The sequence below is a fragment of the Thioclava sp. NS-SX20 genome (assembly GCF_057380695.1).
This window is the reverse complement of sequence record NZ_CM170816.1, coordinates 2,155,379-2,170,017: the sequence shown is the minus strand read 5'-3', so window position 1 is coordinate 2,170,017 and position 14,639 is coordinate 2,155,379. Positions and strand designations below refer to the sequence as shown.

Below are 14,639 nucleotides of genomic sequence, written 5' to 3'. Positions count from 1 at the left end.
ATTGCAGTAAACGCAAGATTTATAGATGCGCAAGCTGCTTGGGAAGCAGGCGCAGGATCTTGGCCAGATCGCGCTCCAGCACCGATTTGGCCGCCTTGGAGGTGGTCATCCATTTGCGGCGGCGCTGGCCCTTTTCGGGGAATTTCGGCGCAAGGCCGTGGACATGGATCGCATAAAGCGCCACGCGGCAGTCGCGGGCGGCGCCATCCGGAAAGATCTTCGGGTAGGTGTAATGGCCGATGCTGTCCTCCTGCGCGAGGCTGCCCGAGACCCCGGCCTCTTCCCACGCCTCGCATAGGGCGGTCTCGCCGGGATTGCAGTCTTTCATCAGCCATCCCTTGGGCAGCACCCAGCGTCCGGTGTCGCGCGAGGTGATCAGGAGCACCTGCATTTTCCCCGCCTTGCGACGAAAGCAGAGCGCGGCTTCTTGTGCGGTTTTGCCGGACGTGTTTGGTGCCGTCAGGCTGAGTTTGCGGTCGAGTTTCATCGCGAAGAAGGGCCGCCTGTCTGGAGGATGCGCGCTGCGCCGGAGAACGAAAGTTAGGCCATTATGATGACGTGGCAATGACATCTGGATGAAGTTTTGCATCCGGAGGTGGCAGAAGCGGGGCAAGCCTTGCCAGAAGATCCTGCAGATAGGCCGGATCGGTTTCGGGCAGGCCCGCCTGTGCGGCCTGTGTCATGCGGGTGAAATCGGCCTGGGTCGAGGACACCATCGCCTGTGCCAGAGCCTCGGGGGTGGGCAGACAGCGCGCCCCGCCGCAGTGATCGAGCGCGGCATAGGGCTCACGGGCATTCTCGACATGCGGGCCATGAAACAGGGCGCAGTGATAGACCAGCGGCTCGAACGGGGTATGTCCGCCCTTGGGCACGAAGGAACCACCGGTAAAACAGGCGGCTGCCGCGCGATACCAATGGCCCATCTCGCCCAGGGTATCGGCCAGATAGACCGGACCGGAGGGCTGGTCTTGGTTCGAGCGTCGGGCCAGTGCAAACCCCTTGGCGCGGATCATCCGCGCGATCTCCGCCCCGCGCCGCGGGTGGCGGGGGGCAAGGATGAGACGCAATTCGGGGCGCTGCATACGGGCCTTGGCAAAAGCCTCAAGGATCAGTTCTTCCTCGCCCTCATGGGTCGAGGCAGCAAGCCATGTATGACGGCGCGGCCAGTCTTCGGGCCAGCGGGCGAGCGGCGGCAGCACTTGCGGGCTGGCAGCGGTTTTCAGGTTGATGCGCGGCAGAAGATGCGAGGCTGGCAGCCCGAGCGCAAGGAACCGCGCCTGAGAGGCGGCATCTTGTGCCGAAACCGCCGTCAGCCCGGCCAGCAGCGGGCCCAGAGACAGCCTGTGCCAGAAGCGGGCGGAGCCTGCCGAAAGCCGTGCGCCCAGCATCAGGCAGGGGTGGCCCGCCTGCGCCATCATGGCAAAACGGTTGGGCCAGATCTCGTTCTCGATGACGATCAGCGCGGCGGGCCGATAGTGTCGCAAGAAGCGCCGCAGCACCCAGCGGGTATCCAGCGGGGCAAGCGCCACGCAGGTTTCGGGTGGCAGGTCCGCCGCTGCGATCCAGCGTCGTGCCAGATCTTGTGCGGTGGTCGAATTGGTGGTGATCAGGAGCCGGTCGCCGCGCGCCACCAGCCAGTCGATCACGGGACGCGCCGAGGCAAGCTCGCCATTGGAGGCCGCATGCAGCCAGACCGGTGCGCGCGGATCGGGGGGGAGGGGCGTGCTCGGGCCGGGCGGCAGGCCGCCCAGCCGCTCGACAAGCCCCTGGCGGCTTTGCCGCCCGCGCATATATCCCCATAGCAGATGCACCAGCATCAGCGGCAGGGCGATAGACAGGAGCAGACGGTAGCGCAGCACTGGGGAGATCCTTGATTGGCGGGCAGGCAATAGGGCAGGCAATAGGGCAGGCGATAAAGGCAGGGCCACCGGTCAGGCCCCCGTTTGCGGCATCAAAACCGTGCCTGTGCCCGAGATGCAAGCCCGCATGCGGTTGCCATGCATGCGAGAGGAGGCAGGCCGTAAAGGAGTTTGCGTTTTTGCAGGGCATGGAGATTGTGAACAGGCTTGCTATTTCCTCGCCCCGTTGCAAACCTCTTGCGGGGGATGGAGAGGCACTTTCGGGTGCCGCCTGATTTTGCAGGGAGGACTATTCTATGGACCATTTCGATTATGTGATTATCGGGGCGGGCTCCGCGGGATGCGTGCTGGCCAACCGGCTGAGCGCCGATCCGCGCAATCGTGTGCTGCTGTTGGAAGCGGGAGGCAAGGACAATTATCACTGGGTGCATATTCCGGTGGGATATCTGTATTGCATCGGCAATCCGCGCACGGATTGGGGATATAAGACTGCCGCCGATCCGGGGCTGAACGGGCGCGAACTTCTGTATCCGCGCGGGCGTATTCTGGGCGGGTGCTCCTCGATCAACGGGATGATCTATATGCGCGGTCAGGCGCAGGATTATGACGGCTGGCGGCAGATGGGCTGTACCGGATGGGGCTGGGAGGATGTCTTGCCGCTGTTCATGGAACAGGAGGATTTCTACCGTGGTGCATCGGACCGGCATGGCTCTGGCGGGCCGCTACGGGTGGAGAAGGCGCGGGTGCGCTGGGATGTGCTGGATGCGTTCCTTGAGGCGGCCGAGCAGGCAGGCTTCCCGCGCACGGAGGATTTCAACCGGGGCAGCAATGAAGGGGGCGGGTATTTCCATGTGACCCAGCGCAGCGGATGGCGCTGGTCTGCCGCGCGTGCCTTCCTGAACCCTGTGAAATCACGACCTAATCTGGAAATCCGCACCGGCGCGCAGGTCGAGAAGCTGGTGCTGGACGGGCGGCGGGTGACGGGGGTGCGCTACACCCGTGACGGGCGGTCGGTCGAGGTCGGGGCGCATGAGGTGATCCTGTCGGCGGGGGCTGTCGGCTCTGTGCAGGTGCTGGAGCTTTCGGGCATCGGGCGGGCCGAGACGCTGGCCCATATGGGTGTCTCGCCACGGATCGAGAATGCCGCGGTGGGCGAAAACCTGCAGGACCATCTTCAACTGCGTCTGGTCTATAAGGTGCGGGGGGTGAAAAGCCTGAACACGATGGCCTCCAGCCTGTGGGGGAAGGCGATGATTGGCGCGGAATACGCGTTGAAACGCTCCGGCCCGATGGCGATGGCCCCCAGTCAGGTGGGGGTGTTCACGCGCTCGTCCCCTGAAAAGGCCTCGCCGGATCTGGAATATCATGTGCAGCCTGTCAGTCTGGACAAGTTCGGTGATGCGGTGCATCCCTTTCCCGGCATGACGGCGAGTGTGTGCAATCTGCGCCCCGAAAGCCGTGGTTCGATCCATATCCGTTCAGCAGATTTCCGCGATCATCCGGTGATCGCGCCGAATTATCTTTCGACCGAAGGGGACAGGCAGGTGGCGATACGGGCCATCCGGCAGGTGCGGCATGTGGCCAGCCAGCCCGCCTTTGCCAAATTCCACCCCGAAGAATACAAACCCGGTCCCTCCTATCAGAGCGATGAGGATCTGATCAAAGCCGCAGGGGATATCGGCACGACGATCTTCCACCCTGTGGGCACCTGCCGGATGGGGGCCGACACGGATTCGGTGGTGGACCCGCGTCTGCGGGTGCGGGGTGTTCAGGGGCTGCGTATTGCCGATGCGTCGGTGATGCCGACCATTACATCGGGCAACACGAATGCGCCGACGATGATGATCGCGGAAAAAGCCGCGCGCATGATCTTGGAAGACGCGCGCGCGGGCGTAGTGGCCGCAGAGTAAGAGTAAGAGCTTACTTTTCGTCGGTCTTTTTGGTGGCCGCTTTCATGCGGGCCAGAAGGGCGGCCTTGTCGGATTTGCCGCCGAAGGGGTTTTTATCGGTCCCTTTGGCGTTGTGTTCGGCATGGCGGGGGGTGTTTTTGGGGGCTTTGGCGCCACCGGATTTGCTGTAATCCATATTCGGGTCTCCTGAATTGTCTTGTCCCTGCCAGAGCGCGGGCCTTGCGACAAGCCCGTTTCTCATAGCATCTTTCCGATGCTTGGCGAAGACGGACAAAAAAGCCCCCGAGACCGGCTCGGGGGCTTTGGGTGTGACGGGCGCAGACAGCGCAGGCGTGCCTTAGCGACGACCGGTGCCGATATAAGGCGTGGCGATCGGGGCGACCGAATTGCGGGACGTGCCGTTCAGAACGAAATCGGCGTTCTGGATGTTGTTGTCGCGGCGGTCGCTATCGATGGTGACAAGTTCTGCCAGCGTATAGTCAGAAGCGTTCACCCCCAGCTGTGCGGCAAGCTGGGCTTTGCCCTGACCATTGTGCGCGGCGGTCGTGCGGTTCTCGTGATTGAGGTAGTAATTGGCTTTGGCAACATCGCCATCGCGGCGGGCTTCGTTGATATTGTTCAGCTCGGCCGTGGTGAACTGTGCGCCATTGACCTGCAGCAGAGCCGCCAACTGGGCGTCATTGCTTTGTGCGGAGGCGATCCCTGCGGTTGCGGCGAAAAGGATGGCGGCGGTGGTCAGAACGGTTTTCATTGTCATTATCTCCAGTGATATGCCGGATCAGTGACATCCGGCGTTTGTTATGAGACATATCTAGCAATGTGCGATGAAATGCGTAATTCTAAAAAATAAGCCATTATGTGTGCGTAAATACATATATCTCCCCTCTTGAAAGTGAACCGTAAAGTTCAAAAGGCTCCGGTGCGTGGACACCGGAGCCTTGGAGATCAGATTGTCTTCTGTTCAGCCTGCCGCGATCTTGCGCTCTTTTGCCGCCCGCCATGCCTTATCCGAGGGCGAGATGAAGGTGTAGAACATTGGCACCACGAAGAGGGTGAACAGTGTGCCGATGATCAGGCCCGAGAACATCACCACCCCCATCGCCTGACGGGCCGCAGCCCCTGCGCCTTCGGCGATGACCAGCGGAATCACCGCCAGCGCCATGGCGGCGGTGGTCATCAGGATCGGTCGCAGACGGGTGCGGGCGGCGGCGATGATCGCCTCGCGCCGTGACAGCCCGTGGTCCTCGCGCTGCTGGTTGGCAAATTCCACCATCAGGATGCCGTGCTTGGTGATCAGCCCGACAAGGGTGATCAGCCCGACCTGAGAATAGATGTTGAGCGTGCCGAGGCCCAGATTGAGTGGCAGGAGCGCCCCGAAGACCGTCATCGGCACCGTCATCAGGATGATGAAGGGGTCGCGGAAGCTTTCGAATTGCGCCGCCAGCACCAGATAGATCACCAGAACGGCGGCTGCAAAGGCGATGACGATGGTATTGCCCTGCGTGACCTCCAGCCGCGACTGGCCGGAATAGTCGATGAAGAAACCGTCGGGGATGGTCTCATTCGCGATCTTCTGGATCTCGGCCAGCCCCTCGCCGGTGGAGACCGTGGGTAGGGGCAGGGCGGTGATGGTCGAGGAATTCAACTGGTTGAACTGCTCGATTGCAGCAGAGCGCACGCCGCCTTCGATCTTCACGAGGGCCGATAGGGGCACCATCTCGCCGGTCGAGGCGCGCACGAAGTAATTGCCCAGCTCTTCGGGGTTTTCGCGGAAGCTGCGCGGCACCTGTGTGATGATGTCATAGCTGTTCGAGTCGCGGTCGAATTGCGCCACCGACCCGCCGCCAACGAGCAGGCCCAGCGTCTGGCCGATCTGGCTGATCGGCACATTCAGCGAGGCCGCGCGGTCGCGGTCGATGGTGACCTGCACTTCGGGCGCGTCGAAGCTTAGAGAGTTCTGCACGATGATGAACTTGCCCGATTGCATCGCTTTCTGGGTGATCTCTGCCGAGACCTCTGCGACGCGCGACGAGCTGTTCACGGATTGCAAGATCACCGAAATCGGCAAGCCACCGCCCGTGCCGGGCAGGGTGGGCGGAGCAAAGGCAAAGCCCTGCAACCCCGGTGATTTGTCCAGCCCCGCCTGAATGTCCTGCTGTACCTGAGCCTGCGACCGGTCACGGTCGGCCCAGTCCTTCAGTTGCCAGATTTCGATGCCTTGACCGTCATCCCCGCCAAACCCTGCAATCGAGAAGCTCTGCCGCACTTCGGGGATGTCTTTCGTATTGTCATCCACCTGCTTGATATAGGCCGAGGTATAGCGGTCGGTGGCGTATTTCGGCCCTTTCATGATGGCGAAAAGTGCGCCCTGGTCTTCGTCGGGGGCAAGTTCGCCCGAGGTTTTGGTGAACATGAACCCCGTGGTGCCTATGAGCACCCCCACGATCAGCAGCGTGACCCAGCGCAGGTTCAGCGACCCCGTCACGCGGCGCTCGTAAAAGCCCGCAAGTTTTTCGAAAACGCGGTCCACAAAGCCCTGAAACCCGCCGGCATGGCCCGATTTGAGGATGCGCCCCGACATCATCGGCGTGATGGTCAGCGCGATGATCCCCGACAGGATCACCGATCCGGCCAGCGTGAAGGCGAATTCGGTAAACAGCGCCCCTGTCAGCCCGCCGGTGAAGGCCAGAGGTGCCAGAACGGCGGCCAGAGTGATGGTCATGGCGATGACGGGGCCGGTGATCTCCTGCATGCCTTTGACGGCGGCGGGGATCGGCTTCATGCCCTCTTCGATATGGCGGTGGATGTTTTCCACCACCACGATGGCGTCATCCACCACAAGCCCGATGGCCAGAACCATCGCCAGCAGCGTCAGCAGGTTGATCGAATATCCCAGCGCCAGCAGAACCGCCATTATCCCCACCAGCGACAGTGGGATGGTGACGATGGGCATCAGCACCGAGCGCACAGACCCCAAGAACAGCAAGATCACCAGCACCACGATGATCACCGCTTCGGCGATCGTGTGGAACACCTCTTCGATCGAGGCCGAGATGGTCTCGGTGGAATCATAGACGTTCTGGATTTCCATCCCCTCGGGCAGCGAGGCATTGATCGCGGGCAGCGCATCATGCACGGCCTGCGCGGTATCAAGCGGATTGGCGGCAGGCGTCGGCATCACGCCGATGAAGGTGCCCGACTGACCGTTGAAGCTGACGATCTCGCCCGATTCATCCGAGGCCAGCTCGATCCGCGCCACATCGCGCAGGCGGATGACGCTATCGCCTTCCCCACGCAGGGGCAGGGCACCAAAGGCCTCGGGCGAAGACAGCGTGGATTTCAGCGTGATCGACTGGGTGTAGAAGTCGTTTTCCGTGGCCCCCGGTGCCGAAAGGAAATTCGAGGCTTGAATCGCCGCAAGCACCTCGGCGGCGGTCACATTGCGCGCGGCCAGCTTCTTCGGGTCGATCCAGACGCGCATCGCATAGGTAGAGCCGCCGATGATCTGGATCTCGGCCACGCCCTGAATGGTCGACATGCGTGGGCGGATCACGCGGTCCAGATATTCGGTCAGCTGCTCTTGCGTCATATTGGGGTTGGTCGCGGCCAGATACATCAGCGCGAAGGTCATCCCCGTGCCCTTGACGATCTGCGGGTCCTCCGCACCATCAGGCAGATCCGAGCGCACCTGCTGCACTTTGGCCAGCACCTCGGTCAGCGCAACATCAGGGTCGGCACCCAGCTTCATATTGACCGAGACGGTCGATACCGAAGGCCGCGACGAGGAGGTCACGAAGTCGATATTCTCGGTGGTGGCCACGGCAGCAGCAATCGGCGCGGTGATAAAGCCCTGAATGAGGTCCGGCGCGGCCCCGGGATAGGTGGTGGTGACGGTCACCACCGTCTCATCCACCTCCGGGTATTCGCGCACAGGCAGGTTGAAAAACGCCTGCGCCCCGATCAGCAGCATGAAAGCGCCGATGACCATCGACAGCACCGGCCGCCGGATGAAGATTTCGGTGAAATGCATGATCCGTCGTCCTTATTTCGAGGCTTCGGGTGCGATATCGCGGCCCGGATCGGCGGGGAGGGTCACCGAGTTGTCGATCGTGACGGGGGCGCCGGGGGTCAGGCGGTTCTGGCCGGCATTGACGACCTGATCACCGCTTTTCACGCCCTCGGTGATTTCCACCATGTCTCCCGAGCGGCGGCCCAGTTTGACGAAGACCTGACTGGCGATCTGGCGGGTCTCGCCGTCTTTGTCCTCGTCGCGCACGACATAGACGGAAGCGCCATAAAGGCTGGAGGTCACGACCGTTTGCGGCAGGGCGATCACACCGGCTTGCGTGGGCAGGATAACCCGCACCTGCAGGAACTGGCCGGGTGTCAAAGCGCGGTCGTCATTGGAAATTTCGGCGCGCAGCCCGACCAGACGGGAGTTCGCGTCGATTTTGGGTTCGATCCCGATAATTTTTCCCGCTTTGGTGATGCCGCCCACTTCCGAGGTCACCTCGACATCCTGTCCGACAGAGACATTGCGCACCTGCTGTTCGGATAGCGTAAAATCGACATGCATCCTGGAGGCGTTCTGGAGCGTTGCATAGGGGGTGCCCACCGTTGCATATTCGCCCAGATCCACTTGCGGGATGCCGATCGTGCCGTCAAACGGTGCCAGAAGGCGTTTTGTCTCCAATGCGGCTTTCAGTTTCTGCACGGTGGATTGTGCGGTGGTCGCATCGGCGATGGCGCTATCGAGGGTGGACACCGCCGACACGCCACGCTCGTTCAGTTTCTGCGCCCGCGCCAGCGAGGTCTGCGCCAGTTCCAGCGAGGCTTCTGCGGCTGCCAGATCCGCCTTTTCCTGACGGTCGTCGATCTGCACCAGAAGCTGGCCTTTCTTGACGGTATCATTGGCCGCAAAGGTGATCTCGCGCACGATGCCCGCCGCTTCGATGGCAAGATCGGTGCCTTCTGCCGCATTGGCTGTGCCGATGGCTTCGATCCCCGGGGTCCATGTCACCGGCACGACCTTGGTCACCGATACAACGGCTGCGGGCTGCTGCATCGTGGCGAAGAACTGGCCGATCATTTTTTCGCGGAACAGGTTGAAACCGATAATACCGCCCGCAATGACTGCCAGCAAAAGGAGGGCAATAGCGGCGACGAGGAGTCTCTTGAACATGGTGGCTCCGATACGGCACAGGCGTGCACTAGACGAGAAGAGGTGAACTGTTCGGTTTAGTTAGGGTAACTTATTCCGATCACGTTTCGCTGAGCAAGCTTAAAATTGATCGGATGGGAGCACGCCGATTTTATGTGGCAAAAGTTGTCTCAGCCTGTCTTGCGTGCGCGGGCTTCATATTTCGTCAGCTTCTTAGTGCCAAAGTCGTGTAGTAACCTGCGTCACAAATGCATTAATGGACCCTTGAGGCCATCTATGCGATGCTGCAGGTGCAGCATCGTTTAGGTCGCATCTAGTATTGGAAAGGTGACCCATGTTTTTCGACCCTTTGGCTTCGGCTTCTTTGCCCATCGAGACGGCTTGGCTTAGCTGGGAGGCTCAAGCCGTGATCGCGATGCGTCTCGCCGGTATGGCAGGGCTCTGGCATGCCGCCCCCGACGAGATGACCCGTATGGTCACCGAAAAAATCGACGCGGGATTCGAGGCGACGGAGGCGGCCACCCGCACCGTTTTCTCCGGCGGCACCATGGACCAGGCTATGCGCGCTGTGGTGCGGGAATTCAGTCGCCATACCGCTGATAACGTGCAGCGACTGTCCAAGCTTGGCCCCGCACAGGTTTTCTGACCACGCGCAGCGCGCGGGCCAGACGTTTTTGAACGGTCCATGAAACCCATGGGCCGTTTTTGCGTTCTGCCTGTAATCACAGGAGATCGCTTGAATGTCAGTTACATTTGCCCAGACAGAGACACCTGAGGATGAGGCGCGGCATGGGGCGAACCTTGCTGCGACGCGGGTGCCCTTCCGCCGTATCTATGTGGTCGCCAACCCGAATTCGGGGCAGAATTCGCGCACGCGGGAGCCGATCGAAGCCGCGCTGAAAGTGTTCGGGGACGAGGCGAAACTCTATCGTTGGGAGCCGGATCACGAAGTCTCCGAGACCGTAGATCGCGCCATTGCCGACGGGGCAGAATTGATCGTTGCGGCAGGGGGGGACGGGACAGTGATGGCCGTCGCACAAGCCATGCTTGGAAAGGGTGTGCCGATGGCGGTGCTTCCTCTTGGCACGTTCAACTTCTATGCGCGGGGGCTACGGTTTTCGGAAGACGCGACGGAAGCTGCGCAACAGATCCTCAAAGGCGAGACGCGGGAGATCCAGGTTGGTTCTGTTGATGGGCGGGTGTTCCTGAACAATGCTTCTTTGGGGATCTATCCGAAAATCCTGAAAGCGCGCGAGGCGATCTATGCCCGTTGGGGGCGGCACCGGATGGTGGCCTATTGGTCTGTAATCAGGACTTTCCTGAAATTCCAGAAACCTATGAAGGTGGATTTTCAGACGGAAGATCTAGCCGATACGCGCGCGACGCCGCTGATTTTCGTCGCGCGTTCGGCCTACCAGCTGGATTTCTTCGGGTTGCGGGGGGCGCGCGCGATCACCGATGACAAATTCGCGGTCTTGATTGCCAAGGGGGAAAACCGGATGCAGCTGTTCCGCCTTGCATGGCGTCTGGTGACGCGGCAGGTCCGTGAAGGGCGGGACTATGATGTGCTGCGCTGTCGCGAATTCACGGTCGGTCTGCGGGGGAAACGTCGCGCGCTTCTGGCTTTCGATGGGGAAAAGGCGCGGATGGAATCGCCATTTGCGTTCCGCATGCATCCGGACCTGTTGACCATCGTGCTACCGGAGGAGAAAGAGCAGGAGGCGGCATGAGACGCATTCTGCATCTGTCGGATCTGCATTTCGGTAAAATCGACCCGCGGCTGGAGCCCCCTTTGTTGCGCAAGATCGCGGAGCTGGAGCCCGATCTGGTGATCGTCTCGGGCGATTTTACCCAGCGGGCGAGGCGTCGGCAATTTGCGCAAGCGCGGGCCTTTCTGAACCGGATCAAGGCACCGGTTCTGGCTGTGCCGGGCAATCATGACACGCCGCTGGATAATATCTTTGTCCGTTTCGTGACACCGTGGAGACGCTACCGGCAGGCCATTGACCGCGAGCTGGAACCCGAATGGCGTGACGCCAAGATACATGTGATCGGGGTGAATACCGTGAACCGCTTCAAATGGCAGCGTGGCCGGATTTCGTCGCATACGATCCGGCGGGTCTGTTCCCGTTTTTCTTCCGTCTCGCGGGAGGTACTACGCATTGTCGTCATGCATCATCCGTTGGAACACGGGCCGGAAACCGACAAGAAACTGATGGAGGGGGCGTCAAAGGCGCTGAAACGGTTGTCCCGATGCGGGGCGGATATTGTTCTGTCAGGGCATTTGCATGAGGGGTCAGCCGCCCCCTTTCATGCCGCCCCCGGGCTGCTGTTCGTACAGGCTGGAACGGGGCTGTCGACCCGGTTGCGCGGAACTCCCAACATGTTCAATATGCTGGACTATCACATGACGGGGGAGGTCTCGATCACCCGCTTTTTCTCCGGCGCGGATGGCCAGTTTGTGGCGCAGGATCGGCGGCATTTCCGTAAAAGCGGATCGGACTGGGCCGAGCTTGTACGCCCGAGTGCTGCGGAGACCCCGTCCTATCAGCTGATCCGCTCTGTCGCCTGCGAACTTTAAGCTTTCCGGTTTTGGTTTAACCTCGTGTTAACCATCTGCGATCCAAACTGGAAACCTCCGTCAGATCTGGGAGGGCACCATGCAACGCGGCCGGAAGTCTCTTGTTTTTGCAGGACTGTGTCTGGCCCTAGCGGGGTGTGGTGCCCAACCTGCGCCGCAGTTCTTCGGGGCCGAGCGTCACGATATCACGCTGGAGGGAATCCGTTTTGTTGTATTCGATCGGGGGGGCGATGCCGAAGTCATCCGGCTTGGCTATCTGCGCTTGCGCGAAAGGGACAGGGTTCCGGCCCTGATGCGGCAGGCGGTCGAGGTGAGCACGGGGTGCAAGGTCGCAGGCCCCTCGACGGGGCCCTTGCGTTCGCCCTCATTGCCCGGAGATACCGGTGAGGCCCGTTTCCGCCTGCAATGCTAGTGGGTTCAGGCCGTTCAGGCGATGAAATCCCGCACGATCTGCTCGAATTCGCGCGGTTTCTCGGCATGAAGCCAATGCCCCACACCGTCAATCTTGGCCATCGTGTTATGCGGGAACAGCCTGTCGATTGTCGGCTGATAGCCAGGCTGCACGTAATCGGACGCCCCGCCATAGACAAACAGCGTCTCGCCGGTGAAAGCGCCGGATAGCTCGGGGAAGCCCACGATCTTGCCCATCTCCGCTTCCAGCACGTCCAGATTGAGCTTCCAGTGCGGCGGTGTCGATTTCAGGTCCAGAGATTGCAGCAGAAAAGCCCGAACCGCCTCGCTTCCGACGGTTTGCGACAAGCGCCGATTGGCTTCCGAGCGGAGCGTCAGCCCGTCCAGATCCAGTCCTTTCATGGCCTGAATGAGCGAATCCTGCGAGTGCTGATAGGCAATCGGCGCCACATCCGCCACGATCAGCCGGTTGACCAGATCGGGGCGGGTCAGGGCCAGTACCATAACCGCCTTGCCCCCCATCGAATGGCCGAGCACGTCCATTTTGCCGCCATTGGCCTCGATCACCTTGGCGATATCTTCGGCCATGTCGAAATAGCTCTGGCTGTCCTGCCAGGGACTGTCACCATGATTGCGTTGGTCAACGGCAAAGACTTCCCGAGCGTCTGACAGACGCTTTTGGATCACGCCCCAGTTACGGGCGGAACCGAAGAGGCCATGAACGATCAGAAGCGGGGGCTGCCCCGTGGGGCTGCCTTGAGAAAGCGTGTTTAACATGCGCATATAGCTAGCGCGCGGATTGCCGCTGCGCCAGCGGTTTCATCGCTTGTTCCTGCACAGTCAGGGGGCTAGCCTGCGCAGATAAAGGAGGCCTGCGATGAACCCTGCCGATTTCCAGAGTAAGCTGGACCATGTGTCAAAGCTCCTGGCCACGCGCCTTGGGGCGAAGGGCGCCACCCTGAGCGACCGGATCAACCATCGCGCCCGTGCGCTGCCGCGTCGTGTGCGGGTGGCTGCGCGCGAGTTGGCCGCGTCGGAGGTGCTGATGGGAGCCCCCAAACTGATGCGGCAGGTTGACGAGAAGGCGACCGAGCGGAACTATCGGCTATGCGTCAAATATCTCGAGCCGCTCGGTTCCGAGCAACGTCTGGTGCAAGGGGTGATGAAGGTCGTGACGGGGGTGGTGTTTGTCATCGTCATGACGGGCGGTGCGATGTTGGCTTGGGCGATTGCGCACGGAAACCTTTGACCTGCCCTGCGTATGAAAACCCTATGCATGAAAAAGGCCTCGGAAAAACCGAGGCCTTTTCTATTGTGCCAAACCGGATCAGAGGTTCGGATAGAGCGGGAATTTGGCGCACAGAGCCGCCACTTCCTCGCGGACAGCCGCTTCCACGGCCTCGTTGTTCTCTTCGCCATTGGCGGCCAGACCATCGACGACCTTCACGATCATGCGGGCGATCTGACGGAACTCTTCTTCCTTGAAGCCGCGGGTGGTGCCTGCGGGGGTGCCCAGACGGACGCCCGAGGTCACGGTCGGCTTTTCGGGGTCGAACGGCACGCCGTTCTTGTTGCAGGTGATATGCGAACGGCCCAAGGCTTTGTCGGTCGCATTGCCCTTCACGCCTTTCGGGCGCAGGTCAACCAGCACGACATGGGTGTCGGTGCCGCCGGTGACGATGTTCAGGCCACCTTTCATCAGCTCGTCCGACAGCGCTTGCGCGTTCTTCACGACCTGCTCGGCATAGACCTTGAACTCGGGGCGCAGCGCTTCACCGAAAGCAACCGCTTTCGCCGCGATGACATGCATCAGCGGGCCACCCTGAATGCCCGGGAAAATGGCCGAGTTGATCTTCTTGGCGATCGCCTCGTCATTGGTCAGGATCATGCCGCCGCGCGGGCCGCGCAGGGTTTTGTGGGTCGTGGTGGTCGCCACATCGGCATAGGGGAAGGGCGAGGGGTGCTGACCGCCGGCCACGAGGCCTGCGAAGTGGGCCATATCGACCATCAGCAGCGCACCCACGGAATCGGCGATCTCGCGCATTTTCGCAAAATCGACCTGACGCGGGATGGCCGAACCACCGGCGATGATCAGCTTCGGCTTATGCTCGTTGGCCAGTTCTTGGATCTGGTCATAGTCGATGCGCTCGTCCTGACGGCGCACGCCATACTGGATCGCGTTGAACCATTTGCCCGACTGGTTGGGCTTGGCGCCGTGGGTCAGGTGGCCGCCTGCATCCAGCGACATGCCCAGAATGGTGTCGCCCGGTTGCAGCAGCGCGGTGAACACGCCCTGGTTGGCCTGGCTGCCCGAATTCGGCTGCACGTTGGCGAATTCACAGCCGAACAGCTGCTTGGCGCGCTCGATGGCGAGGTTTTCGGCCACATCGACGAATTCGCAGCCGCCATAATAGCGCTTACCCGGATAGCCTTCGGCATATTTGTTGGTCAGAACGGAGCCTTGGGCTTCCATCACGGCTGCCGAGACGATGTTCTCGGAGGCGATCAGTTCGATCTCGTCGCGCTGGCGGCCAAGCTCGTTGCGGATCGAGCCAAACAGCTCGGGGTCACGGGTTTCGAGGCTCTCGGTGAAGAAGCCTGCATCACGCTGTTCGGTCATCTCTCGGATCTCCCGGGTAAGGAATTTTCGTGCATCGTTTATCGCAGAAAATCTCCGGCGGAAAGCGCTATAGGCGACAAATATGCGACGAATGGCG

General features: G+C 61.2%; 14 protein-coding genes. 6 read left to right on the top strand and 8 right to left on the bottom strand.

The annotated features are described in order from the left end of the window. Positions 1-19: 19 nt before the first annotated feature. Together AC2ISB_RS10630 and AC2ISB_RS10625 are read right to left on the bottom strand one after the other, a co-directional pair. The gene (locus tag AC2ISB_RS10630) at positions 20-487 is read right to left on the bottom strand and encodes an NUDIX hydrolase (RefSeq protein WP_339108176.1); all 468 of its coding nucleotides are present in this window, start codon (positions 485-487) and stop codon (positions 20-22) included. Between the two features lie 61 nt (positions 488-548). Beyond that, entirely contained in the window at positions 549-1,859 is a 1,311-nt protein-coding gene (locus AC2ISB_RS10625; protein ID WP_486574957.1) for a 3-deoxy-D-manno-octulosonic acid transferase, read from the bottom strand. 296 nt (positions 1,860-2,155) lie between these two features. On the opposite strand from AC2ISB_RS10625, the gene AC2ISB_RS10620 reads away from it, so the two are divergent. Next, entirely contained in the window at positions 2,156-3,769 is a 1,614-nt protein-coding gene (locus AC2ISB_RS10620; RefSeq protein ID WP_486574955.1) for a GMC family oxidoreductase, read from the top strand. Positions 3,770-3,779: 10 nt separating this feature from the next. On the opposite strand, the gene AC2ISB_RS10615 is transcribed toward AC2ISB_RS10620, so the two are convergent. From AC2ISB_RS10615 to AC2ISB_RS10600, 4 genes are all read right to left on the bottom strand, one after another. Then, on the bottom strand, positions 3,780-3,944 hold the full coding sequence (locus AC2ISB_RS10615) for a hypothetical protein (RefSeq protein WP_339108173.1): 165 nt from the start codon (positions 3,942-3,944) through the stop codon (positions 3,780-3,782). A gap of 162 nt (positions 3,945-4,106) precedes the next feature. Beyond that, complete coding sequence (locus AC2ISB_RS10610) at positions 4,107-4,520, bottom strand: hypothetical protein (protein WP_339108172.1); 414 nt, start codon at positions 4,518-4,520, stop codon at positions 4,107-4,109. Between the two features lie 210 nt (positions 4,521-4,730). Next, entirely contained in the window at positions 4,731-7,799 is a 3,069-nt protein-coding gene (locus AC2ISB_RS10605) for an efflux RND transporter permease subunit (RefSeq protein WP_486574953.1), read from the bottom strand. Positions 7,800-7,811: 12 nt separating this feature from the next. Next, complete coding sequence (locus AC2ISB_RS10600; RefSeq protein WP_486574951.1) at positions 7,812-8,951, bottom strand: efflux RND transporter periplasmic adaptor subunit; 1,140 nt, start codon at positions 8,949-8,951, stop codon at positions 7,812-7,814. Between the two features lie 313 nt (positions 8,952-9,264). Between AC2ISB_RS10600 and AC2ISB_RS10595 the strand changes: the two genes are divergently transcribed. The 4 genes from AC2ISB_RS10595 to AC2ISB_RS10580 all read left to right on the top strand — a co-directional run bounded on the left by AC2ISB_RS10595 (position 9,265) and on the right by AC2ISB_RS10580 (position 11,923). After that, the gene (locus AC2ISB_RS10595; protein WP_339108169.1) at positions 9,265-9,576 is read left to right on the top strand and encodes an antibiotic ABC transporter; all 312 of its coding nucleotides are present in this window, start codon (positions 9,265-9,267) and stop codon (positions 9,574-9,576) included. Between the two features lie 94 nt (positions 9,577-9,670). Beyond that, entirely contained in the window at positions 9,671-10,660 is a 990-nt protein-coding gene (locus AC2ISB_RS10590) for a diacylglycerol/lipid kinase family protein (protein WP_486574949.1), read from the top strand. Then, the gene (locus AC2ISB_RS10585) at positions 10,657-11,511 is read left to right on the top strand and encodes a metallophosphoesterase family protein (protein WP_339108167.1); all 855 of its coding nucleotides are present in this window, start codon (positions 10,657-10,659) and stop codon (positions 11,509-11,511) included. The genes AC2ISB_RS10590 and AC2ISB_RS10585 overlap by 4 nt, the downstream gene beginning before the upstream one ends. A gap of 79 nt (positions 11,512-11,590) precedes the next feature. Beyond that, positions 11,591-11,923: a hypothetical protein gene (locus tag AC2ISB_RS10580; RefSeq protein WP_339108166.1), complete on the top strand. Its 333-nt coding sequence runs from the start codon at positions 11,591-11,593 to the stop codon at positions 11,921-11,923. A gap of 14 nt (positions 11,924-11,937) precedes the next feature. Here AC2ISB_RS10580 and AC2ISB_RS10575 read toward each other — a convergent pair whose 3' ends face one another. Continuing rightward, entirely contained in the window at positions 11,938-12,699 is a 762-nt protein-coding gene (locus AC2ISB_RS10575) for an alpha/beta fold hydrolase (RefSeq protein ID WP_406721263.1), read from the bottom strand. 100 nt (positions 12,700-12,799) lie between these two features. On the opposite strand from AC2ISB_RS10575, the gene AC2ISB_RS10570 reads away from it, so the two are divergent. Continuing rightward, the gene (locus tag AC2ISB_RS10570) at positions 12,800-13,171 is read left to right on the top strand and encodes a hypothetical protein (RefSeq protein ID WP_339108164.1); all 372 of its coding nucleotides are present in this window, start codon (positions 12,800-12,802) and stop codon (positions 13,169-13,171) included. A 78-nt stretch (positions 13,172-13,249) separates the two neighbouring features. Here AC2ISB_RS10570 and glyA read toward each other — a convergent pair whose 3' ends face one another. Then, positions 13,250-14,542 carry a serine hydroxymethyltransferase gene (glyA, locus tag AC2ISB_RS10565; protein WP_339108163.1) on the bottom strand — a complete coding sequence of 431 codons (1,293 nt, stop codon included), beginning with the start codon at positions 14,540-14,542 and terminating at the stop codon, positions 13,250-13,252. Positions 14,543-14,639: the final 97 nt, after the last annotated feature.